The organism is Pseudomonas sp. GW823-FHT03E05 (genome assembly GCF_058796855.1).
On sequence record NZ_JBXAJB010000005.1, the window covers coordinates 304,875 to 325,803 of the forward strand.

Genomic DNA, 20,929 nt, shown 5'->3' on the forward strand with positions numbered 1-20,929 from the left:
GAACCGACCATGCAAACCCGTGACGATATCTTCAACACCCTGCGCGATGCCCTGGTCGAGCTCTTCGAACTGGAGCCCGAGCGCGTCAGCCTCGAGTCCAACCTGTACGAAGACCTGGAAATCGACAGCATCGATGCGGTCGACCTGATCGACCACATCAAGCGCCAGACCGGCAAGAAAATCGCCGCCGAGGAATTCAAGTCGGTGCGCACCGTCAACGACGTGGTCGAGGCGGTCTACCGTCTGGTCCAGCCGGCCGCATGAGCCGGCTGATCGGCCTGGGCTTGTTGCTGGCCGGCCTGCTCTACCCCTTCGCGGTGTACTTCGGCATGGAGCATTTCGCTCCGTGGCAGTTCGGCCTGCTGCTGGGCGGCCTGTGGCTGGCCCGGGCGCTGACCGGCGAACGCCGCCCCGGCAGCCTGTGGATGGCCATTGCGGCGATCGCGTTCTGCCTGCTGCTGGCCTGGTTCGACAACCCGGCGCTGCTGCGCTGGTACCCGGTGCTGATCAGCGCCTTCATGCTCGGCCTGTTCGGCCTGAGCCTGAAATACGGCCCCCCGGTGGCAGAGCGCCTGGCCCGCATCAGCGAGCCGCAATTGCCGGAAAAGGCCATACGTTATACGCGCCAGGTGACCGTCGCCTGGAGCGTGTTTTTCCTCTGTAACGGAATGCTCGCCGCGGCCCTGACCCTGTGGGCGCCGCTGAGCTGGTGGACGTTGTACAACGGCCTGATCGCCTACGGGCTGATGGGCCTGCTGTTTGCCATTGAATGGCTGTTACGACAACGGGTAAGAGGCCGTAGATGAACTGGATTCCCCTTGAGCAGCTGTTGCTCAAGCTACATACGCCGCGAGCGGTCAGCGCCGCGCCGGCCATCGACCTGGGGGCCGTGCAGGAACAGGCCCTGAGCCTGGCCGCTGCCCTGCAAGCCCGTGGCGTACGGCGCCTGGCGGTGCATCTGGAAGACGCCGTGGAACTGGCGGTGGCCCTGCTCGGCGCCTGGCGTGCCGGGGCCAGCGTGCTGTTGCCCGCCGACCTGCAAGCCCAGACCCGCCAGCGCTGGTCGAGCGAAGTCGACCTGTGGCTGACCGACCAGGACACGCCCCTGCACCAGTTGCAGGCCAGCCCCCTGGCCCCGGCCGAGCTGGACCTGGACACCTGCCAGTTGAGCCTGTGCACCTCCGGCTCCAGCGGCGAACCCAAGCGCATCGAGAAGAACCTGCGGCAACTGGCCAACGAGGTCGTCGCCCTGGAGCACCTGTGGGGCGCCGACCTGGGCCAGGCCTGGATCATCGGCAGCGTCGCCACCCAGCACATCTACGGCCTGCTGTTCCGCGTGCTCTGGCCACTGTGCGCCGGGCGGCCTTTTGTACGCCGCCAGCTGCCATTTCCCGAAGACCTGCAACGGGCCAGCCGCGAGTGCCCGGCGTTTGCCTGGGTGGCGAGCCCGGCCCTGCTCAAGCGCATGGGCGACAACCTCGACTGGCCGGCCCTGAGCCAGGTACGGCGGGTATTTTCCTCCGGCGGCGCCTTGCCCGCCGAAGCGGCCAGCGGCCTGCACCAGCGCCTGCAGCAATGGCCGACGGAAATCCTCGGCAGCTCGGAAACCGGCGGCATCGCCTGGCGCCAGGGGCCAGGCCTGTGGCAGCCCTTCGCCGATGTACGGCTGAGCCAGGATGCCGACGGCGCGCTGTTGATCACCTCGCCCTACCTGCCGGCCGGGCATGTGGAACACACGGCCGACGCCGCGCGGATCGCCGCCGACGGGCGCTTCGAACTGCTGGGGCGCCTGGATCGCATCGTCAAGCTGGAAGAAAAACGCATTTCCCTGCCCATGCTTGAGCAGGCCCTGGCCAGCCACGAATGGGTGGCGGAAGCGCGGCTCGGGGTGATCGAAGACAACCGCGCCTACCTCGGTGCCCTGCTGGTGCTCAGCGAGCCCGGCCTGCATGCCCTGCGCAACCAGGGCCGGCGCCACCTGACCCAGGCCCTGCGCCAGCACCTGGCCGGGCATTGCGAAGCCCTGGCCCTGCCCCGGCGCTGGCGCCTGGTGCGGCAACTGCCGCTGAACAGCCAGGGCAAGCTGCCCCAGGCGCAAGTCCAGGCCCTGCTGCTGGCTCCACGCCCGCAAGCCCCGGAAGTGCTGGAGCAACGGCAGCACGAGGAGGAGTGGCAGCTGCAACTGGCCATTCCGCCGGACCTGGCGTACTTCAGCGGGCACTTCCCCCAGACCCCGGTGCTGCCGGGGGTGGTGCAGGTGGACTGGGCCCTGGCCCTGGGCCAGCAACTGCTGGAGCTGCCGGGCCGCTTCGCCGGCATGGAAGTGCTGAAGTTCCAGCAACTGGTACGCCCCGGCGACCGCATCCAGCTGAACCTGCGTTTCGATGCCCAGCGCCAGAAACTGTATTTCGCCTACCTCAATGACGGGGCTCCCTGCTCCAGCGGGCGGATCGTCCTGGAGGCCAGCTGTGGATAAGTTGTACGGCGTCGCGCCCGGGATTCGCTGGCAAGCCAGCGTCTACGCTGAAGGGGCCCGCTGCCATGCATAAGCCTTGCGCGGTGATACCGGTCTACAACCATGAAACCGCCGTGCCGGCGGTGGTCGAGGCGCTCCTGGCCCGCGGCCTGCCCTGTGTCCTGGTGGACGACGCCAGCAGCCCCCAATGCGCGGCGGTGCTGGAGCAACTGGCCGGCCTCGACCAGGTGTTCCTGATCCGCCTGGCGATCAACCAGGGCAAGGGCGGCGCGGTCATGGCCGGCCTGCGCGAAGCGGCGCAGCTGGGCTTCAGCCATGCCCTGCAAGTCGATGCCGATGGCCAGCACGACCTCACGGATGTGGATAACTTCATCCAGCACTCCCAGGCCCACCCCGAGGCGCTGGTCTGCGGTTATCCACAGTACGACGCCAGCGTGCCCAAGGGGCGCCTGTATGCCCGCTACCTGACCCACGTGTGGGTCTGGATCAACAGCCTGTCACTGCAGATTCCCGATTCCATGTGCGGCTTCCGGGTCTACCCCTTGCCACCGACCCTGGCCCTGCTGGACTCGGTGCAACTGGGCCGGCGCATGGACTTCGATCCGGAGATCCTGGTGCGCCTGGCCTGGCGCAACCAGCCCATGCGCTGGCTGCCGACCCGGGTCCACTATCCCCAGGACGGCCTCTCGCACTTTCGCCTGTTCCATGACAACGCGCTGATCTCGAAGATGCACGCCAAGCTGTTCTTCGGCATGTTGGCGCGCCTGCCGCTGATCCTCTGGCGCCGGTGGCGTCCATGAGCCAGGAGCAACCCAAGGAGCCCGGCAACGAACACTGGGCCGACCATCAGGAGCGCGGCAGCTTCTGGCTGATGAAGCTCACCGCCCTCGGCGTGCGGGTGCTGGGGCGCCGGCTGCTGAGCCCGGTGCTGTACGCCATCGTGTTCTACTTCTTCCTGTTCGGCCGCCGGGCCCGGCGCAGCATCTGGCAGTACCAGCAGCACCTGGCCCAATGGAGCGGGCGCGACGAGTTGCGCCCCAGCCACTGGCGGGTGTTCGGCCAGTTCATGGCCTTTGCCGATGCCCTGCTGGACAAGCTCGACGTGTGGAACGGCAAACTGCGCATCGAACAGATCGAGATCGTCGACCCGGCGCAACTGCGCCACCAACTGCGCGGCGAACGCGGGCAGATGCTGGTGGGCGCGCACCTGGGCAACCTGGAAGTGTGCCGGGCCCTGGCCGAGCTGGGGGAGCAGGTGACCATGAACGTGCTGGTGCACACCAAGCACGCCGAACGCTTCAACCGCCTGCTGGGCGAAGCCGGGGCCAGTAACCTGCGGCTGATCCAGGTCAGCGAGCTGGACCCGGCGATCATGCTGCAACTGAGCCAGCGCCTGGATCGCGGCGAATGGCTGGCGATTGCCGGGGACCGCGTGCCGCTGCACGGCGGGCGTAACGTGCGGGTGGATTTCCTCGGCCACCCGGCCGCCTTCCCCCAGGGCCCCTGGTTGCTGGCCGGGCTGCTCAAGTGCCCGGTCAACCTGCTGCTGTGCCTGAAACAGCAAGGCCGCTACCAGGTGATCCTCGAGCCCTTCGCCGACGCCGTGCAGTGGAAACGCAATGACCGCCAGCAGGTGATCGCCCAGTGGACCGCCCGCTACGCCGAGCGCCTGGGCCAGTACTGCCTGCAAGCCCCGCAACAATGGTTCAACTTTTACCCATTCTGGAAGACCGATGACGACCTCGACCCATGAGCCGGTAACCTTCGGCGAACACCCCCTGCGCATCGAAGACGTGCTGGCCCTGGCCAACCGCCAGGTGCCGACGCGCCTGCAAGGCGACGCCGCCTGGCGCCAGCGGATCGCCAAGGGCGCGCAGTTCCTCGATTCCCTGCTGGACAAGGAAGGGGTGATCTACGGCGTGACCACCGGCTACGGCGACTCTTGCGTGGTGGCGGTGCCGCTGCAGCACGTCGAGGCGCTGCCGCGCCATCTGTACACCTTCCACGGTTGCGGCCTGGGCAAGCTGCTGGACGCCCACGCTACCCGCGCGGTGCTGGCGGCGCGCTTGCAGTCGCTGTGCCACGGGGTTTCCGGGGTGCGCGTGGAACTGCTGGAGCGCCTGCAGGCCTTCCTCGACCAGGACATCCTGCCGCAGATCCCGGAAGAGGGTTCGGTGGGCGCCAGTGGCGACCTGACGCCGCTGTCCTACGTGGCGGCCACCCTGTCCGGGGAACGCGAGGTGATGTTCCGCGGCGAACGGCGTGAGTCCGCCGACGTGCACCGCGAGCTGGGCTGGGAACCCCTGGTGCTGCGGCCCAAGGAAGCCCTGGCGCTGATGAACGGCACCGCGGTAATGACCGGGCTGGCCTGCCTGGCCTTTGCCCGGGCCGACTACCTGCTGCGCCTGGCGACCCGCATCACCGCCCTCAACGTGGTGGCCCTGCAGGGCAATCCGGAACACTTCGACGAACGCCTGTTCGCCGCCAAGCCGCACCCGGGGCAGATGCAAGTGGCCGCCTGGCTGCGCCAGGACCTGGCGATCGACGCGCCGACCGCGCCCCTGCATCGCCTGCAGGACCGCTACTCGCTGCGCTGCGCACCCCATGTACTGGGGGTGCTGGCCGACAGCCTGAACTGGCTGCGCGGTTTCATCGAGACCGAGCTCAACAGCGCCAACGACAACCCAATCATCGACGCCGAGGCCGAGCGCGTGCTGCACGGCGGGCACTTCTATGGCGGGCACATCGCCTTCGCCATGGACAGCCTGAAGAACCTGGTGGCCAACGTCGCCGACCTGCTGGACCGGCAGTTGGCCCTGCTGGTGGACGTGCGCTACAACCACGGCCTGCCGAGCAACCTTTCCGGCGCCAGCGCCGAGCGCGCCATGCTCAACCACGGCTTCAAGGCGGTGCAGATCGGCGCCAGCGCCTGGACCGCCGAGGCCCTGAAAAACACCATGCCGGCCAGCGTGTTCTCGCGCTCCACCGAGTGCCACAACCAAGACAAGGTGAGCATGGGCACCATCGCCGCCCGGGACGCGATCCGCGTGCTGGAGCTCACCGAACAAGTGGCCGCCGCCACCTTGCTGGCGGCCAACCAGGGGGTCTGGCTGCGCAGCCAGGAAGCCGATGCCCGGCCTCTGCCACCAGCCCTGGATGCCATGCACCGGCAACTGGCCGCAGACTTCCCACCGGTGATCGAAGACCGCGCCCTGGAGCACGAACTGCGCCTGTGCCTGCAACGCATCGCCGAACAACACTGGAGGCTGCATGCGTAGCAAGGGAGTGATCCACGCCGACACCCAGATCCAGGTGCCCTTCTTCGACGTCGACACCATGCACGTCGTCTGGCACGGGCATTACGTCAAATACCTGGAGGTCGCCCGCTGCGCCCTGCTGGACAAGCTCGGCCACAACTACCAGCAGATGCTCGAATCCGGCTACGCCTGGCCGGTGATCGACCTGCAACTGCGCTACGTGCGCGGCGCGGTGTTCGGCCAGACCCTGAACGTGCGCGCCAGCCTGGTGGAGTGGGAAAGCCGGCTGAAGATCAATTACCTGATCACCGACCAGGCCACGGGCGAGCGCATGACCCGCGCCAGCTCGGTGCAGGTGGCCGTGGAGATCGCCAGCCGGGAAATGCAACTGGCCTCGCCCAAGGTCTTCACCGATGCCGTCGCGAGGGCCTTGCCATGAAGGTAGGAGCGAGCTTGCTCGCCAAGAGGGTCGGTCTGTCTGCCAGCTGCATGAGGCTGCGTACCGTGGTGCGGCGGTTCGCGAGCAAGCTCGCGCCCACGCTCTTGGTGCTCTGGTGTGTGCCGGGGCTGGCCCGGGCCTTCGACCTGCAACAGTTGAGCGATCAACTGTCGCGGCCGGAAGTGATCCACGGTCGTTTCATCCAGGAAAAACACCTGCGGGCCCTGCCCCAGCCATTGACCAGCAAGGGTCACTTCGTGCTGGCGAAAAACCATGGCCTGCTGTGGCTGCTGCAGACCCCGTTGCAACAGGACTACCGCATCACTGCCCAGGGCATCGCCCGGCGCGATGGCGGCGGCTGGCAGATGCTTCCCGGCAAGAGCGCCGGGGCCGAGCAGAACCGCCTGTTCCTCGCTGTGCTGCAAGGCGACAGCAGCGGCCTGCAGCGGGACTTCGAACTCAAGCTGCAAGGCAGCGCGCAGAACTGGCAGTTGCAACTGATCCCCCGCTCCCTGCTGCTGAAACAGATCTTCAACCAGATCAACATCGACGGCGGCGAGCTGGTGCAACGCATCGAACTGCTGGAAGCCCAGGGCGACCGCACCCTGCTGATCATGCAGGACAGCAGCAGCGCCCAGCCGCTCAGTGAAACGGAGCAACATGACTTTGCCGAGTGAACGCTGGCTGCCGCGGTTTTTCCTGATTCTGCTGACCCTGGTCCTGGCCCTCGGTGCCTGGCAATGGCGCCATGGCGCGCCGCTGTCGGCCAACCTCATGGAACTGGTACCCGGCACCGCCCCGGATGCCCTGGAGCAACAGGCCGAGCAACGCATGCAGGAACCGCTGAACCGGGAAATCCTGGTGCTGGTGGGGCATGCCGAACGTCAGCAGGCAGTGGCCATGGCCCGGCAACTGGCCGAGCAATGGCAGGCCAGCGGATTGTTCGAGAAGGTCCAGTGGAACCTCCAGGCCGACCTGCCGGCGCTGCGCCAGCAACTGTTGCAGGGCCGCCTGGCGATGCTCGGGGCCAAGGATCGCGAGCAACTGGCCCAGCAGCCCCAGGCGTTTATCCAGCAACGGGTGCAGAGCCTGTTCGACCCGTTCGGCGGCTTTACCCTGGTGCCCAGCCAGGATGACTGGCTGGGCCTGACCGGACGCATCCAGAACAGCCAGCCGCAACACGGCGCGGTGCAGCTGGACATCGGCAGCGGCGCCCTGGTGGCCGAGGCCGACGGCCAGCACTGGGTATTGCTGCGTGCCCGCACCGGCGGCAACGCCTTCGACATGCAACTACCTCTGCAAGTGGCTGACCTGCTGCGCCACAGCCGTGAGCAGGCCAGCCAGCAACAGGTACAACTGTTGGCCGCCAGCGGTTTGCTGTACGCCGCCAACGGCCAGCAACAGGCCACCCGGGAAATCACCTGGGTCGGCGGCGGCGCCACCCTGGGCATCCTTTTGCTGTTGCTGCTGGCCTTCCGCCGCTGGCGTGCCCTGCTGGCCTTCGTCCCGGTGCTGGTGGGCATGCTGTTCGGCGCCGTGGCCTGCGTGGCGCTGTTCGGCCGCATGCACGTAATAACCCTGGTGCTGGGGTCGAGCCTGATCGGCGTGGCCGTCGACTACCCCCTGCACTACCTGTCCAAGAGCTGGAGCCTGAAACCCTGGCGCAGCTGGCCGGCCCTGCGCCTGACCCTGCCGGGGCTGAGCCTGAGCCTGGCCACCAGTTGCATCGGCTACCTGGCCCTGGCCTGGACCCCGTTCCCGGCCCTGACCCAGATTGCCGTCTTCTCCGCCGCCGGCCTGGTGGGCGCCTACCTGGCGGCGGTGTGCCTGCTGCCGGCACTGCTCAAGGGAGTGCAACTGCGCCCGGCGCATTGGCCGCTGCAAGTGGCCCAAGCCCTGCTGCAGGCCCGCGCGGCCTTGCTCAAGCGGGTGCCCAGCCCGGTGCTGCTGGTATTGCTGGCGCTGTTCTGCGCCGCCGGCCTGTGGCAGCTCGAGAGCAAGAACGACATCCGCCAATGGGTCGGTGCACCGCCGCAACTGCTGCAGGAAGCCCAGGCCATTGCGCGGATCACCGGCTATCAGCCCACCAGCCAGTTCTTCCTGGTGCGCGCCACCGATCAGCAGCAACTGCTGGAGCGCCTGGAGGCCCTGGACCTGCGCCTGCAACAGCTGGTGAACCTGGGCAAGCTCAAGGGCTACCTGTCGCTGAACCAGTTGCTCAGCCAACCGACCGAACAACAGCAGGTGCGCGAAGCCCTCAAGCAGCTGCCGCGTTTCTGGCAGCCGCTGCTGGACCTGGGGGTGCCCCTGGCCGCCCTGCAAGCGGAGCTGGAACAGCTGCAGCAATTGCCGGTGGAAGACCTCGACGCCGCGCTTTCCGGGCCGCTGGCCGAGCCCTATCGCCCGCTGTGGCTGGGAGCCAACGCCAACGGCGTGGCCGCCATGGTCAGCCTGCAGGGGCTGAACGACGCCGCCCTGCTGCGAATCCAGGCCGATGATCTGCCAGGGGTGCAACTGGTGGACCGCCTGGGTGAGCTGAACCGGGTATTCGCCGCCACCCAGGTCAGCGCCGCCGAACTCAAGCTGGCCTCCTGCGTGCTGATCGTGCTGCTGTTGATCCTGCCCTTCGGCCTCGGCGGCGCCTTGCGCCTGGTGGCCCTGCCCCTGCTGGCAGCCCTGTGCAGCCTGGCCAGCCTCGGCTGGCTGGGCCAGCCCCTGACCCTGTTCAGCCTGTTCGGCCTGCTGCTGGTGACGGCCATCAGCGTCGACTACGCGATCCTCATGCGCGAGCAGATCGGCGGCGCCGCGGTGAGCCTGCTGGGCACGCTGCTGGCGGCCCTGACCACCTGGCTGTCGTTCGGCCTGCTGGCCATTTCCAGCACCCCGGCGGTGAGCAACTTCGGCCTGGCGGTCAGCCTGGGGCTGGCCTTCAGCTTCATCCTTGCGCCCTGGGCCGGCCACAGGCCGCACCCGGCGCCCGACGCAGAGCGTGCAGCATGCTGACCCTGCTGTTCTGGCTACTGGCCCTGGCGCTGTTTGCCCTGGCCACCCACATCGGCCGGCGCCTGGGCCTGATCCCGATTGTCAGCCAGTTGCTGCTGGCGACCTTCGGCCTGCCGCTGCTGATGCTGCTGTGGATCGAACCGCACTGGCAGCTAAGTGGCGCGCAGCTGGTTTCGCCGCAGTGGCTCAAGCATCTGTACAGCCTGAGCTTTGCCTTGCTGCTGGGGCATATCCTCAGTGACGTGATCGACCTGCGCCTGGACCGCCAGAGCCTGAAGATCGCCGTGCCGAGCTTCGGCATTCCCTTCGCCTGCGGCCTGGCCACCGCCTTCTGGCTACTGCCAGCGCAACCCTGGATCAGCTCCCTGGCGGTCGGCCTGCTGTTCGCCATCACCGCGATCCCGGTGCTCTACCTGTACCTGCGGCACATCCAGTACCCGCCCGCCGCCACCCGGCGCCTGGTGCAGACCGCAATCCTCATCGACCTGACCTGCTGGAGCCTGTTCGCCCTGGCCCAGGGCAGCCTGCACCTGAGCAGCCTGCTGCTGCCCCTGGCCGGCGCCTGCCTGCCCCTGGTGCTGCGCGGCCTGGGCCTGCGCCAGCCGCTGCTCTACAGCCTGGGCTTTTTCGGCCTGCTGGTGGTGGCCGAGCACTACCGGCTCAATGCGCTGATCTTCGGCATCGGCTACCTGCTGTGCATGGCCGCCCTCAAGCTGGCGCTGGTGCTGCCGTTACAGGCTGCCTGGATGAACCGCTTGCAGACCTACATCGCCATCCCGCTGATCCTGACCTTCGGCATCGTGCAGATCGATGTGCACAGCGCCATGGGCAGCCTCGGCTGGGTGCAACTGGCGGCCCTGCTGCTGTTGCCGATTGCCAGCAAGCTGCTGGGCAACTGGCTGGGCCTGGGCTGGGCAGGCGCTTCCTTTACCGGCGCCAGCCGCTGGCGGGAAAGCCTGCTGCTGAACATTCGCGGCTTGAGCGAGATCGTCTTTCTCAACCTGCTGCTGCAACAACAGTTGATCAGCCCGGCGCTGTATTTCGCGCTGATGCTCATGGGCCTGATCGCCACCCTGCTGCCGGCCCTGGCCGGAATGCACCGAACTCCCCAGGCGGCGCCCCACGCTGCCCCCTTGAACCTGAACATCGCCAAACCGGCAAGGAGCCCCAGTGCCAACAGTTGAAATGGAACGTCGCCAAGTCGTGGTGATCGGTGCCGGCCCCTCGGGGGCCATCGCGGCCGCGCTGCTCAAGCGCCAGGGCCACGACGTGCTGATCGTCGAGCGGCAACATTTCCCGCGTTTCTCCATCGGTGAAAGCCTGCTCTCCCACTGCCTGGATTTCGTCGAGGAAGCCGGGATGCTGGAGGCGGTGCAAGCCGCCGGCTTCCAGCTCAAGAACGGCGCGGCCTTCGCCTGGGGCGAGCACTACAGCACCTTCGATTTCGGCGACACCTTCAGCAATGGCAAGCCCACCACCTTCCAGGTGCAGCGCGCCGACTTCGACAAGCTGCTGGCCGACCAGGCCGCCCTGCAAGGGGTGGAGATCCGCTACGGCGAAGAGATTGTCGCGGTGGAGGTGGAGCGGCCCTTGCCGCAGCTCGACTGCCGCCGTGAAGACGGCAGCCAGTACCGCATCGAAGCCGACTTCATCCTCGACGCCAGCGGCTACGGCCGGGTCCTGCCGCGCCTGCTGGAACTGGAAGCGCCGTCGAACTTTCCGGTACGCCGAGCGGTGTTCACTCATGTCGAAGACCGCATCGACTGCGAGCACTTCGACCGCAACAAGATCCTCATCACCACCCACCCCGAGCACCGCGACATCTGGTTCTGGAGCATCCCCTTCAGCAACGGCCGCTGCTCGGTAGGGGTGGTGGCCGCCCAAGAGCATTTCGCCGGGCGCGATGGCGACCTGGACGCCTGCCTGCGGGGCTTCATCAGCGAAACCCCGAGCCTGGCCAAGGTGCTGCAATACGCCGAGTGGGACACCCCGGCGCGGACCATCGGCGGCTACTCGGCCAACGTCAGCACCCTGCATGGCCCGGGCTTCGCCCTGCTGGGCAACGCCGCGGAATTCCTCGACCCGGTGTTCTCTTCCGGGGTGACCATCGCCATGCGTTCCGCGAGCATGGCCGCCGCCGTGTTGCACCGGCAGTTGCAGGGCCAGGGCGTCGACTGGGCGACGGAGTTCGCCAAACCGCTGAAACGCGGCGTGGACACCTTCCGCTGCTACGTCGAGGGCTGGTACGCCGGCACTTTCCAGGACGTGATCTACCATCCGGGCAGCTCCCCGGAAATCCGCCGCATGATCAGCTCGATCCTCGCCGGTTATGCCTGGGATGAACGCAACCCTTTCGTCAGCGAGCCCAAGCGCCGGCTCAAGGCCCTCTCGGAAGTCTGTGCGAGGGACCGCGCATGAGTGAGCAAACCAGCCAGTACCTGAGTGACAGCTACGTCGAGGAAACCCGCTTCGGCTTCTGGTTCCTGCGCAGCCACACCTGGCAGCACCATGTGCTGCGGGTGGCGATCAATGACCTGCGCTCGCTGTTCGATGGCGAGCTGCCCCGGCATCCGGTGTTGCTGGACGCCGGTTGCGGCCAGGGCAAGTCGTTCCAGTACCTGCGCCAGGTGTTCTCCCCGCAGCGCCTGATCGGCCTGGACGCCGACCCCCACAGCCTCAAGCTCAGCGCCGAGGAAGCCCGGCGCCAGCAGATGCAGGTGGAGTTGATCGGCAGCGACTGCGCGACCCTGGAACTGGCCGACGCCAGCGTCGACCTGCTGTTCTGCCACCAGACCTTCCACCACCTGGTGGAACAGGAAAAAGCCCTGGCCGAGTTCTACCGGGTGCTCAAGCCCGGGGGTTACCTGCTGTTTGCCGAATCCACCGAGGCCTATATCGACACCTGGGTGATCCGCTGGCTGTTCCGCCATCCGATGCATGTGCAGAAAAGCGCCGCCCAGTACCTGCAGATGATTCGTCAGCAGGGCTTTGAATTCGGCCCGCAGAACGTGTCTTATCCCTACCTGTGGTGGAGTCGCGCCAAGGACTTCGGCCTGCTGGAGCGCTTCGGCCTGCGCCAGCCGCCGCCGGTGGGCCAGCGCGAGGAAACCCTGGTCAATGTGGTGGCCCGCAAGCCGCTCGCTCCCCCTGTTGCCGAGGAAGGTCCGTCCGAATGATCCGTGCCCTGCTGCTCGGTTGTGTCCTGTTGCTGAGCGCTTGCGTCAGTCAGGCTCCGCTGCCCGAGCGCACGCCCTCGCTGGTGCTGCCGTTGCAGCTCCACGTACAGCGCCAGCTTCAGGACCAGCGCCAGGACTGGCTGCTGGTGATCCAGGCCGAAGGCCCGGACCTGCGCTGGTCGCTGATGGACCCGCTGGGCATTCCCCAGGCCCGTCAGCGCCTGGTGGGCGGACACTGGCAGGCCGACGGCCTGCTGCCACCCAACCCGGAGGCCCGGGAGCTGTTCGCGGCCCTGCTGTTCGCCCTGACGCCTGTGGCCGAACTGCAGGCCAATTATCCGCACGCCCGGCAACAGGGCGCCCAACGTACCCTCGGCCCGCGCTGGCGAGTCGACTATCAACACGCTCTGGATTTCACCTTGAACCTGCCCCAAGGCCCGCACTACCACATCACGGCTCTGAGCACCGAGGCCACGCCATGACGGCTTACCTCAACGCCCTCGGGGTGATCTGCGCCCTGGGCCGCAATCGCCAGGAAGTCGCCCGCAGCCTGTTTGCCGGCGACTGTTCGGGCATGCGCGACGAAAGCCACTGGGTGCCCGAGCGCACCTTGCCGGTGGCGGCAGTGCGCAGCCCGCTGGCGGGCATGCCGGCGGGCCTCGAAGCCCAGAACAGCCGCAACAACCAGCTGTTGCTGGAGGCCACCCGGCAGATCGAAGGCGACATCCAGCAGGCCATCCAGCGCTACGGCCATGGCCGCATCGGCATCGTCCTGGGCACCAGCACGTCGGGCATCGACGAAGCCAGCCGGGGCATCGCCCGTTACCTGCAGGACCGGCAATTCCCGGCGGGCTACGACTACCGTCAGCAGGAGCTCAGCGCCCCGGCGAACTTCCTCGCCCAATGGCTGCAACTCTGCGGCCCGGCCTATGTGATTTCCACCGCCTGCACCTCCAGCGCCCGGGCCCTGATCAGTGCCCGGCGCCTGCTCGACCTGGGCCTGTGCGACGCCGTGCTATGCGGCGGGGTCGACAGCCTGTGCAAGCTGACCCTCAATGGTTTCACAGCCCTGGAGGCGGTCTCCGGGCAACGCTGCAACCCGTTTTCCCGCAACCGCGACGGGATCAACATCGGTGAAGCGGCGGTGCTGTTCCTCATGAGCCGGGAGCCTGCCGGCGACGCCCCTGTTGCCCTGCTGGGCGGTGGCGCCAGCTCCGACGCCTACCATATTTCCGCCCCGGCCCCCGATGGCCGCGGCGCCCTGCAGGCCATGAGCCAGGCCTTGCGCAGCGCCGGCCTGCAGCCGCAGCAGATCGGCTACCTGAACCTGCACGGCACCGCCACCCAGCACAACGACGCGATGGAAAGCCTGGCCGTTGCCCAGCTGTTCCCCGAAGGCGTGCCCTGCTCTTCGACCAAACCCATGAGCGGCCATACCCTGGGGGCCGCCGGGGCCCTGGAGGCGGCGTTCTGCTGGCTGGCCCTGAGTACCGACAACCCCGGCCTGGCGCTGCCGCCCCATGTCTGGGATGCCCAGGCCGACCCGGCTTTGCCGCCACTGCGCTGGGTCACCCCGGACGATCGCCTGGCCCCCCACGCACCGCGCCGCCTGATGAGCAATTCCTTCGCCTTCGGCGGCAACAACGTCAGCCTGATTATCGGAGACGCCCCATGATTGACTGGCCGCTCGCCGAGTTGCTGCCCCACGCCGGGGACATGATCCTCATCGATCAGGTCCTGGCCTTTGATGAAGAACAGATCCGCACCCGCCTCGAAGTTCGCCCCGGTGGCTTGTTCAACCGCCCCGACGGCAGCCTGCCGGCCTGGGTCGGCGTCGAGCTGATGGCCCAGAGCGTGGCCGCCTACGCCGGTTGCCGCGCCCGCCAGCAAGGCTTGCCGGTGGAGCTGGGCTTTCTTCTGGGCACCCGCAAATTCGAATGCAATGTCGAGCACTTCCCCCTCGGCAGCACCCTGGAAATCCATGCCCTGCGCTCTCTGGAAGACGACAACGGCATGGGCGTGTTCGAGTGCCACCTCAGTGGCCCCGGCATCTCCGCCAGCGCGCGCCTGAACGTGTTCCGTCCGCCCCAGGCCGCCGACTACCTGCATGAAACACCTGCCTCTTCTACAGGAACACCGTCATGACTGACTCCGTACTGGTCACCGGCTCCAGCCGTGGCATCGGCCGTGCCATCGCCCTGCGTCTGGCCCGGGCCGGGTATGACCTGGTGCTGCACTGCCGCAGCGGCCGCACCGAAGCCGAAGCCGTCAGGGGCGAAGTCCAGGCCCTGGGCCGCAGCGCCCGCGTCCTGCAATTCGATGTATCGGACCGGGAGGCCTGCCGGGCTGCCCTGGAGGCCGATGTCGAAGCCCATGGCGCCTATTACGGCGTGGTGCTCAACGCCGGCCTGACCCGCGACGGCGCCTTCCCGGCCCTCAGCGAAGAGGACTGGGACCAGGTGCTGCGCACCAACCTCGACGGTTTCTACAATGTCCTGCACCCGGTGATGATGCCCATGATCCGCCGCCGCGCAGCCGGGCGCATCGTCTGCATCACCTCGGTCTCGGGGCTGATCGGCAACCGTGGCCAGGTCAACTACAGCGCCTCCAAGGCCGGCGTGATCGGCGCCGCCAAGGCCCTGGCCATCGAGCTGGGCAAGCGCAAGATCACCGTCAACTGCGTGGCCCCGGGGCTGATCGACACCGCCATGCTGGATGAAAACGTGCCGGTGGAAGAACTGCTGAAAATGATTCCCGCGCAGCGCATGGGCACCCCGGAAGAGGTGGCCGGCGCGGTGAATTTCCTGATGTCCGCCGAAGCGTCCTACATCACTCGCCAGGTGCTGTCGGTGAACGGGGGCCTGTGCTGATGAAACGTGTGGTCGTCACCGGCATGGCCGGCATCACCTCCCTGGGCAGCGACTGGGCCAGCATCGCCGAGCGCTTTGCCGCCAACCGCAGCGGCATCCGGCGCATGGACGAGTGGGACAGGTTCAGCGAACTCAACACCCGCCTGGCCGGCCCCATCGATGACTTCCAGGTGCCCGGGCACTGGACCCGCAAGCAGCTGCGCAGCATGGGCCGGGTTTCGCGCCTGGCCGTGGGCGCCGCCGAGCAGGCCCTGGCCGACGCCGGGCTGCTGGGCGACCCGTCGATCAAGGACGGGCGCATGGGCGTGGCCTGTGGTTCTTCCACCGGCAGCACCGACGAGATCAAGGCCTTCGGCAACATGCTGCTCAACTCGGTGGCCGAGGGGCTCAACGCCAACTCCTACGTGCGCATGATGCCCCACACCACCGCCGCCAATATCAGCATCTTCTTCGGCCTGACCGGGCGCCTGATCCCTACCTCCAGCGCCTGCACCAGCGGTAGCCAGGGCATCGGCTACGCCTATGAGGCGATCAAGTTCGGCCGCCTGCCGCTGATGCTCGCCGGCGGCGCCGAGGAACTGTGCCCCACCGAAGCCATGGTGTTCGACGCGCTGTATGCCACCAGCCTGAAGAACGATGCGCCGCACACCAGCCCGCGCCCCTACGACAGCGGCCGTGACGGCCTGGTGATCGGCGAAGGTGGCGGCATGCTGGTGCTCGAGGAGCTGGAGCACGCCCTGGCCCGTGGCGCGCGCATCCACGCGGAAATCGTCGGCTTCGGCAGCAACGCCGACGGCCAGCACACCACCCGCCCCGAACAGAGCACCATGCGCCGCGCCATGGAGCTGGCGCTGGAGGATGGGGCCCTGGCCCCGGAGGCCATCGGCTACGTCAACGGCCATGGCACCGCCACCGAGCAAGGCGACATCGCCGAGACCCTGGCCACCAGCAGCCTGTTCGGCAGCCGCATGCCCATCAGTTCGCAGAAGAGTTTCCTCGGCCACACCCTGGGCGCCTGCGGCGCGCTGGAATCCTGGTTCAGCATCGAGATGCTCAACCGCGACCTCTATGTGCACACCTGCAACCTGGATCAGGTCGACCCCCGCTGCGGCGAGCTGGACTACCTGCAGGGAGGCTTTCGCGCCATGAGCCACGAATACGTGATGAACAACAACTTTGCCTTTGGCGGCGTCAACACCTCGTTGATCTTCCGCCGCTGGTCCTGATGCCTCACCTCACTGGAGAAATGGAATGTCTTCCCTGTTTCGCGCCACCCTCATCGTCCTTGCCCTGCTGAGCGTCACCGCCTGTACCAGCAAGCGCATGTACACCCCCAACCGGGTGCTCCCGGCCACCATCCAGGCCGACCAGGAGCAGGTCAAGCAGGCGATCCTGAAGAACCTCGTAGCCCGCAAGTGGACCGTACAGCGCATCAGCCCGGAGCTGATCCAGGCCGAGATCACCGTGCGTCAACAGTTCCACGCGGAGATCGATATCCAGTACTCCGCCAGCTACTACAAGATCGTCTACCGCGACAGCCGCGACATGGACTACAAGGACGGCAAGATCCACAAGAACTACATCCGCTGGGTGCGCCTGCTGGACAAGGGAATCCTGCGCGAACTGCGGGACAACCAGAACGAGCGGGCCGCGCAACAGCTGTCGGATGCCGCGGCCAAGAGCTTCCCGGCCGCACAATGAGCCCTTCCCTGTGACCCTGGTCACAGGGCTGCTTCACCCCCTTTGATGTCATGGAGAATGCGATGCGTTTGAAGACACTGGCGGCCACCGCCACCCTGCTGCTGTGCACCCTGCCCGGCGTCAGCCAGGCCCGCGATACGGCCCTGTACCTGCCCTTCGACAAGGTGGTGGCCGAGGCCATCAGCACCGGCAAGATCGACGGCAGCGTGAAGTTCTACCTGGCGGGCAACAAGCCGGCCGGCAAGGTCAGCGTGCTGAGCCCCGGCGCCGTGACCAACAAGAAGACCAATGCCTTCGGCAAGGCCGACCAGGTGGCCTGCGAGTGGGCCTTGCAGTCGGCACTGATCACCCTGCATGAAGCGGCGAAGAAAGTCGGCGCCAACGCCGTGACCGACATTGCCAGCTTCTACAAGAGCCACGAGCGCAAGGACGCCACCACCTATGAGTGCCATGCCGGCGCCATCATGGCTGGTGTAGCGCTGCGCGGGGATCTGTCCAAGGTCCAGTGAGCTGCGGCTGACAACGAAAAGGGCGCCTGGGGCGCCCTTTGCGTTTCCGGTTTTTTTCCGGAAGCGCGCCAATCGCCGTCTACACTCGCAACAGCAGGCCGGGTCACCGCCGCCTGCGGGAGCCAAGTGGCGCGATCGGGCATCGGCCGGCGTGACAGTGGCGCCCCTTTCACGTCCGTCAAGGAGCCGACCATGCAAGTGAAAGCACTGATTGCCCTGGCCCTGCTAACGACCCTGAGCCCCGCCAGCCAGGCCACCAACCTGATGTACATGCCCTTCGAGAAAGTCGTGGCCGACGCCGAGCGCGCCGGGCGCCTGGATGGCAGCGTGAGCTTCCATCTGGCCGGCAACCCACTTCCGCCAGTGCTCCAGGTGCGGCTCACCGAAGTCACCACCAACAAGAAGACCAACGCTTTCAACAAGAGCGATATCGCCGCCTGCGAATGGGCCCTGCAGTCGGCCCTGATCACCCTGCAAGCCGCAGCCAAGCGGGTCGGCGCCAACGCAGTGACCAATATCGTCAGCTACTACAAGCACCACGTGCGCAAGGACCTCAACACCTACGAATGCCATGCCGGGGTACTGATGGCCGGAGTGGCCCTGCGCGGCGACCTAGTGAACCTGCAGGCCCCGGTGCGGCCCAACAGCCCCTCAGGGCGTAGCCCCGGTCTTGCGCGTCAGTAGCTCGACAAAGGCCTTGGCCATGGGCGAAGCCTGATCCTTGCGCTGCACCAGCCACACCGCCGACATCGCCGCCGGGTCCAGCAGGCGGCGATAGACCACGCCATCGATGCGCATGCGCTGGTAGGACGCCGGCAGCACCGACACCCCCAACCCCGCCGCCACCAGGCCGATGATGGTCATGGCTTCCGCCGCCTCCTGAGCGAAATGCGGGGTAAAGCCGGCATCCCGGGACAGGCTCAGCAACTGCGCATACAGGCCGCTGCCATAGCTGCGGGGGAAAAACACAAAGGGCTCATGGGCCAGCTCCGCCAGGTGCAGCCCCTCTTCACTGCCACTGGCCAGCGGGTGCTTGGAACTGAGCACCGCCACCAGCGGCTCGCGCAGCAGCTCCACCACCGACAGCGAATCCGGCAGGGGCAAGGGCCGCATGATGCCGACCTGGATCGCCTGGTCCACCAGGGCCTCGGCCACCTGGGTGCTGCTCATCTCCTTGAGCTTGAGGTGTACCGCGGGAAAGCGCTGGCGAAAGGCGAAGATCGCCTGGGGAATGGTCGAATTGAAGGGTGCCGACGAGGTGAAGCCGATCTTCAGTTCCCCCAGCTCGCCCAGCTGCGCACGCCGCGCCACGTCCGCCGCCTTGTCCACCTGGGCCAGTACCAGCCGCGCCTCCTCCAGGAACAGGCGCCCGGCCTCGCTGAGCTCGACCCGACGATTGGTGCGTTCAAACAGGCGCGCCCCCACCTCCTGCTCCAGCGCCTGGATCTGCTGGCTCAGGGGCGGTTGGGAGATGCCCAGCACCTGGGCTGCACGGCCAAAATGCAGTTCTTCGGCGACAGCGATGAAGTAGCGCAGGTGACGCAGTTCCATGAGGGCCTCATTAAGTCTTAAAACCTATCAAACAGGTCGAACAATATATTGGAAAGAATCATTAGCCAGCTATATGCTTTTTCCATTGCCTGACCGGCTGCGTTCCCCCCGAGGTCCCCCGTGAAATCCGCTGTTGCCCCCTCCGCCCACGAACCCCCTGCCACGCCCCTGGACGAGGTGGTCGCCCAGCTCAACGAGGTCTATATCGAAAAAGGCACGCCGATGTTCATGCGCACCGTGCTGGCGCTGTTCTCCGGCGGTTTTGCCACCTTCGCCCTGCTGTATTGCGTACAGCCGATGATGCCGCTGCTGTCCCGGGACTTTTCCATCAATGCCGCCCAGAGCAGCCTGATCCTCTCGGTCGCCACCGGCATGCTGGCCATCGGGTTGTTGATCACCGGGCCGGTTTCCGACCGCATCGGTCGAAAGCCGGTGATGGTTGCCGCCTTGCTGGCCGCCGCCCTGTGCACCATCGCCAGTGCGCTGATGCCGAGCTGGCACGGGGTGCTGCTGATGCGCGCGCTGGTGGGCCTGTCCCTGAGCGGGCTGGCAGCGGTGGCCATGACTTACCTGAGCGAGGAGATCCACCCCCAGCACATCGGCCTGGCCATGGGCCTGTACATCGGTGGCAACGCCATCGGCGGCATGAGCGGGCGACTGATCACCGGGGTGCTGATCGACTTCGTCAGCTGGCACACGGCGATGCTGGTGATCGGCGGCCTGGCACTGATCGCTGCCGCGGTGTTCTGGCGCATCCTTCCCGAATCACGCAATTTCCGCCCCCGTTCGCTGCACCCGCGCAGCCTGCTGGACGGCTTTGCCATGCACTTTCGCGATGCCGGCCTGCCCTGGCTGTTCCTCGAAGGTTTCCTGCTGATGGGGGCATTCGTCACCCTGTTCAACTACATCGGCTACCGCCTGCTGGCCGAGCCCTATCAACTGAGCCAGGCCTGGGTCGGGATGCTGTCGGTGGTGTACCTCTCGGGCATCTACAGCTCGGCGAAGATCGGCGCCCTGGCCGACCAGCTGGGCCGGCGCCGGGTGCTCTGGGGCACCATCGTGCTGATGCTGGCGGGGATCGCCCTGACCCTGCTGACCCCGCTGTCCCTGGTGCTGATCGGCATGCTGCTGTTCACCTTCGGCTTCTTCGGTGCCCACTCGGTGGCAAGCAGCTGGATCGGCCGTCGCGCCACCAAGGCCAAGGGCCAGGCGTCGTCGCTGTACCTGTTCAGCTACTACGCCGGCTCGAGCATTGCCGGCACTGCCGGCGGGGTGTTCTGGCACCTGGCGGGTTGGAACGGCATCGGCCTGTTTATCGGCGCCTTGCTGATCGGAGCCCTGTTGATCGCCATGAAACTCGCCAAACTCCCCCCTTTGTAGGAACAGGCTTGCCAGCGAAGTGGTCCGCAAGGCAGGCGCAAGTCTTGAAGGCCCTTTCGCCAGCAAGCTGGCTCCTACACCGAGCGAATCTGGCTGGCCGCCCCCTGTAGGAGCTGGCTTGCCAGCGAAGGCGTGCGCCAGGCAGGTGCAAGCCTTGAGGGCCCATTCGCCAGCAAGCTGGCTCCTACACCGAGCGAACCTGGCTGGCCGGCCCCCTGTAGGAGCTGGCTTGCCAGCGAAGGCGTGCGCCAGGCAGGCGCAGGTCTTGAGGGCCCTCTCGCCAGCAAGCTGGCTCCTACACCGAGCGAACCTGGCTGGCCGCCCCTGTAGGAGCTGGCTTGCCAGCGAAGGCGTGCGCCAGGCAGGCGCAGGTCTTGAGGGCCCATTCGCCAGCAAGCTGGCTCCTACACCGAGCGTATCTGGCTGGCCGCCCCCTGTAGGAGCTGGCTTGCCAGCGAAGGCGTGCGCCAGGCAGGCGCAAGTCTTGAGGGCCCTTTCGCCAGCAAGCTGGCTCCTACACCGAGCGAATCTGGCTGGCCGCCCCCTGTAGGAGCTGGCTTGCCAGCG

22 protein-coding genes are annotated in these 20,929 nt (G+C 66.9%); 21 read left to right on the forward strand and 1 reads right to left on the reverse strand.

The window, feature by feature from the left end; genetic code table 11:
• The first annotated feature begins 9 nt into the window (after window positions 1–9).
• The 20 genes from AC1RCO_RS21760 to AC1RCO_RS21855 all read left to right on the forward strand — a co-directional run bounded on the left by AC1RCO_RS21760 (window position 10) and on the right by AC1RCO_RS21855 (window position 18,115).
• Entirely contained in the window at window positions 10–264 is a 255-nt protein-coding gene (locus AC1RCO_RS21760) for an acyl carrier protein (RefSeq protein WP_011058850.1), read from the forward strand.
• Window positions 261–806, forward strand: coding sequence for a COG4648 family protein (locus tag AC1RCO_RS21765; protein WP_011058849.1), 546 nt, complete (start codon window positions 261–263; stop codon window positions 804–806). The genes AC1RCO_RS21760 and AC1RCO_RS21765 overlap by 4 nt, the downstream gene beginning before the upstream one ends.
• Window positions 803–2,476: an ApeI family dehydratase gene (locus AC1RCO_RS21770; protein WP_401021200.1), complete on the forward strand. Its 1,674-nt coding sequence runs from the start codon at window positions 803–805 to the stop codon at window positions 2,474–2,476. Before AC1RCO_RS21765 ends, AC1RCO_RS21770 begins: the two co-directional genes overlap by 4 nt.
• 65 nt (window positions 2,477–2,541) lie before the next feature.
• Window positions 2,542–3,276 (forward strand): glycosyltransferase family 2 protein, encoded by a 735-nt coding sequence (locus AC1RCO_RS21775; RefSeq protein ID WP_015633886.1) that lies wholly within the window; start codon window positions 2,542–2,544, stop codon window positions 3,274–3,276.
• Window positions 3,273–4,229, forward strand: coding sequence for a lysophospholipid acyltransferase family protein (locus AC1RCO_RS21780; protein WP_011058847.1), 957 nt, complete (start codon window positions 3,273–3,275; stop codon window positions 4,227–4,229). The genes AC1RCO_RS21775 and AC1RCO_RS21780 overlap by 4 nt, the downstream gene beginning before the upstream one ends.
• Complete coding sequence (locus tag AC1RCO_RS21785) at window positions 4,210–5,754, forward strand: HAL/PAL/TAL family ammonia-lyase (RefSeq protein ID WP_492618035.1); 1,545 nt, start codon at window positions 4,210–4,212, stop codon at window positions 5,752–5,754. Before AC1RCO_RS21780 ends, AC1RCO_RS21785 begins: the two co-directional genes overlap by 20 nt.
• The gene (locus AC1RCO_RS21790) at window positions 5,747–6,172 is read left to right on the forward strand and encodes an acyl-CoA thioesterase (RefSeq protein WP_011058845.1); all 426 of its coding nucleotides are present in this window, start codon (window positions 5,747–5,749) and stop codon (window positions 6,170–6,172) included. The genes AC1RCO_RS21785 and AC1RCO_RS21790 overlap by 8 nt, the downstream gene beginning before the upstream one ends.
• The gene (locus AC1RCO_RS21795; protein WP_220223593.1) at window positions 6,169–6,849 is read left to right on the forward strand and encodes an outer membrane lipoprotein carrier protein LolA; all 681 of its coding nucleotides are present in this window, start codon (window positions 6,169–6,171) and stop codon (window positions 6,847–6,849) included. Before AC1RCO_RS21790 ends, AC1RCO_RS21795 begins: the two co-directional genes overlap by 4 nt.
• Window positions 6,833–9,175 (forward strand): MMPL family transporter, encoded by a 2,343-nt coding sequence (locus AC1RCO_RS21800; RefSeq protein WP_258611394.1) that lies wholly within the window; start codon window positions 6,833–6,835, stop codon window positions 9,173–9,175. Before AC1RCO_RS21795 ends, AC1RCO_RS21800 begins: the two co-directional genes overlap by 17 nt.
• Window positions 9,169–10,359: a cation:proton antiporter gene (locus AC1RCO_RS21805; RefSeq protein ID WP_072452077.1), complete on the forward strand. Its 1,191-nt coding sequence runs from the start codon at window positions 9,169–9,171 to the stop codon at window positions 10,357–10,359. The genes AC1RCO_RS21800 and AC1RCO_RS21805 overlap by 7 nt, the downstream gene beginning before the upstream one ends.
• On the forward strand, window positions 10,346–11,593 hold the full coding sequence (locus tag AC1RCO_RS21810; protein WP_123431215.1) for an NAD(P)/FAD-dependent oxidoreductase: 1,248 nt from the start codon (window positions 10,346–10,348) through the stop codon (window positions 11,591–11,593). Before AC1RCO_RS21805 ends, AC1RCO_RS21810 begins: the two co-directional genes overlap by 14 nt.
• A complete protein-coding gene (locus AC1RCO_RS21815; protein WP_169892987.1) occupies window positions 11,590–12,351 on the forward strand; it encodes a class I SAM-dependent methyltransferase in 762 nt (253 codons plus the stop codon). Before AC1RCO_RS21810 ends, AC1RCO_RS21815 begins: the two co-directional genes overlap by 4 nt.
• Window positions 12,348–12,833 carry a hypothetical protein gene (locus tag AC1RCO_RS21820; protein ID WP_015633878.1) on the forward strand — a complete coding sequence of 162 codons (486 nt, stop codon included), beginning with the start codon at window positions 12,348–12,350 and terminating at the stop codon, window positions 12,831–12,833. The genes AC1RCO_RS21815 and AC1RCO_RS21820 overlap by 4 nt, the downstream gene beginning before the upstream one ends.
• Window positions 12,830–14,026 (forward strand): beta-ketoacyl-[acyl-carrier-protein] synthase family protein, encoded by a 1,197-nt coding sequence (locus AC1RCO_RS21825; protein WP_077933235.1) that lies wholly within the window; start codon window positions 12,830–12,832, stop codon window positions 14,024–14,026. Before AC1RCO_RS21820 ends, AC1RCO_RS21825 begins: the two co-directional genes overlap by 4 nt.
• Window positions 14,023–14,496, forward strand: a complete 474-nt coding sequence (locus AC1RCO_RS21830) for a hotdog family protein (protein ID WP_152685893.1) — start codon at window positions 14,023–14,025, stop codon at window positions 14,494–14,496. Before AC1RCO_RS21825 ends, AC1RCO_RS21830 begins: the two co-directional genes overlap by 4 nt.
• Entirely contained in the window at window positions 14,493–15,221 is a 729-nt protein-coding gene (gene fabG, locus AC1RCO_RS21835) for a 3-oxoacyl-ACP reductase FabG (RefSeq protein WP_011058836.1), read from the forward strand. The genes AC1RCO_RS21830 and fabG overlap by 4 nt, the downstream gene beginning before the upstream one ends.
• A complete protein-coding gene (locus tag AC1RCO_RS21840) occupies window positions 15,221–16,447 on the forward strand; it encodes a beta-ketoacyl-ACP synthase (protein ID WP_011058835.1) in 1,227 nt (408 codons plus the stop codon). Before fabG ends, AC1RCO_RS21840 begins: the two co-directional genes overlap by 1 nt.
• Window positions 16,448–16,472: 25 nt before the next feature.
• Window positions 16,473–16,922, forward strand: coding sequence for a hypothetical protein (locus tag AC1RCO_RS21845; RefSeq protein ID WP_011058834.1), 450 nt, complete (start codon window positions 16,473–16,475; stop codon window positions 16,920–16,922).
• A gap of 62 nt (window positions 16,923–16,984) precedes the next feature.
• Window positions 16,985–17,431 (forward strand): hypothetical protein, encoded by a 447-nt coding sequence (locus AC1RCO_RS21850; RefSeq protein ID WP_011058833.1) that lies wholly within the window; start codon window positions 16,985–16,987, stop codon window positions 17,429–17,431.
• Between the two features lie 192 nt (window positions 17,432–17,623).
• Window positions 17,624–18,115 (forward strand): hypothetical protein, encoded by a 492-nt coding sequence (locus AC1RCO_RS21855; protein WP_015633873.1) that lies wholly within the window; start codon window positions 17,624–17,626, stop codon window positions 18,113–18,115.
• Here the strand turns inward: AC1RCO_RS21855 and AC1RCO_RS21860 are convergent.
• Complete coding sequence (locus tag AC1RCO_RS21860; protein WP_011058831.1) at window positions 18,083–18,982, reverse strand: LysR family transcriptional regulator; 900 nt, start codon at window positions 18,980–18,982, stop codon at window positions 18,083–18,085. The two genes, AC1RCO_RS21855 and AC1RCO_RS21860, sit on opposite strands and share 33 nt — an antisense overlap.
• A gap of 120 nt (window positions 18,983–19,102) precedes the next feature.
• On the opposite strand from AC1RCO_RS21860, the gene AC1RCO_RS21865 reads away from it, so the two are divergent.
• Entirely contained in the window at window positions 19,103–20,362 is a 1,260-nt protein-coding gene (locus AC1RCO_RS21865; protein ID WP_065364844.1) for an MFS transporter, read from the forward strand.
• The last annotated feature ends 567 nt before the right edge of the window (window positions 20,363–20,929 follow it).

Bases quoted from the DNA above. Each gene is read 5' to 3' on its own strand.
- AC1RCO_RS21860 (WP_011058831.1), bottom strand. From the start codon at position 18,982: ATGGAACTGCGTCACCTGCGCTACTTCATCGCTGTCGCCGAAGAACTG.
- AC1RCO_RS21765 (WP_011058849.1), top strand. From the start codon at position 261: ATGAGCCGGCTGATCGGCCTGGGCTTGTTGCTGGCCGGCCTGCTCTAC.
- AC1RCO_RS21780 (WP_011058847.1), top strand. From the start codon at position 3,273: ATGAGCCAGGAGCAACCCAAGGAGCCCGGCAACGAACACTGGGCCGAC.
- AC1RCO_RS21775 (WP_015633886.1), top strand. From the start codon at position 2,542: ATGCATAAGCCTTGCGCGGTGATACCGGTCTACAACCATGAAACCGCC.
- AC1RCO_RS21805 (WP_072452077.1), top strand. From the start codon at position 9,169: ATGCTGACCCTGCTGTTCTGGCTACTGGCCCTGGCGCTGTTTGCCCTG.
- AC1RCO_RS21795 (WP_220223593.1), top strand. From the start codon at position 6,169: ATGAAGGTAGGAGCGAGCTTGCTCGCCAAGAGGGTCGGTCTGTCTGCC.
- AC1RCO_RS21760 (WP_011058850.1), top strand. From the start codon at position 10: ATGCAAACCCGTGACGATATCTTCAACACCCTGCGCGATGCCCTGGTC.
- AC1RCO_RS21825 (WP_077933235.1), top strand. From the start codon at position 12,830: ATGACGGCTTACCTCAACGCCCTCGGGGTGATCTGCGCCCTGGGCCGC.
- fabG (WP_011058836.1), top strand. From the start codon at position 14,493: ATGACTGACTCCGTACTGGTCACCGGCTCCAGCCGTGGCATCGGCCGT.
- AC1RCO_RS21815 (WP_169892987.1), top strand. From the start codon at position 11,590: ATGAGTGAGCAAACCAGCCAGTACCTGAGTGACAGCTACGTCGAGGAA.
- AC1RCO_RS21820 (WP_015633878.1), top strand. From the start codon at position 12,348: ATGATCCGTGCCCTGCTGCTCGGTTGTGTCCTGTTGCTGAGCGCTTGC.
- AC1RCO_RS21800 (WP_258611394.1), top strand. From the start codon at position 6,833: ATGACTTTGCCGAGTGAACGCTGGCTGCCGCGGTTTTTCCTGATTCTG.
- AC1RCO_RS21850 (WP_011058833.1), top strand. From the start codon at position 16,985: ATGCGTTTGAAGACACTGGCGGCCACCGCCACCCTGCTGCTGTGCACC.
- AC1RCO_RS21770 (WP_401021200.1), top strand. From the start codon at position 803: ATGAACTGGATTCCCCTTGAGCAGCTGTTGCTCAAGCTACATACGCCG.
- AC1RCO_RS21790 (WP_011058845.1), top strand. From the start codon at position 5,747: ATGCGTAGCAAGGGAGTGATCCACGCCGACACCCAGATCCAGGTGCCC.
- AC1RCO_RS21845 (WP_011058834.1), top strand. From the start codon at position 16,473: ATGTCTTCCCTGTTTCGCGCCACCCTCATCGTCCTTGCCCTGCTGAGC.
- AC1RCO_RS21840 (WP_011058835.1), top strand. From the start codon at position 15,221: ATGAAACGTGTGGTCGTCACCGGCATGGCCGGCATCACCTCCCTGGGC.
- AC1RCO_RS21830 (WP_152685893.1), top strand. From the start codon at position 14,023: ATGATTGACTGGCCGCTCGCCGAGTTGCTGCCCCACGCCGGGGACATG.
- AC1RCO_RS21855 (WP_015633873.1), top strand. From the start codon at position 17,624: ATGCAAGTGAAAGCACTGATTGCCCTGGCCCTGCTAACGACCCTGAGC.
- AC1RCO_RS21785 (WP_492618035.1), top strand. From the start codon at position 4,210: ATGACGACCTCGACCCATGAGCCGGTAACCTTCGGCGAACACCCCCTG.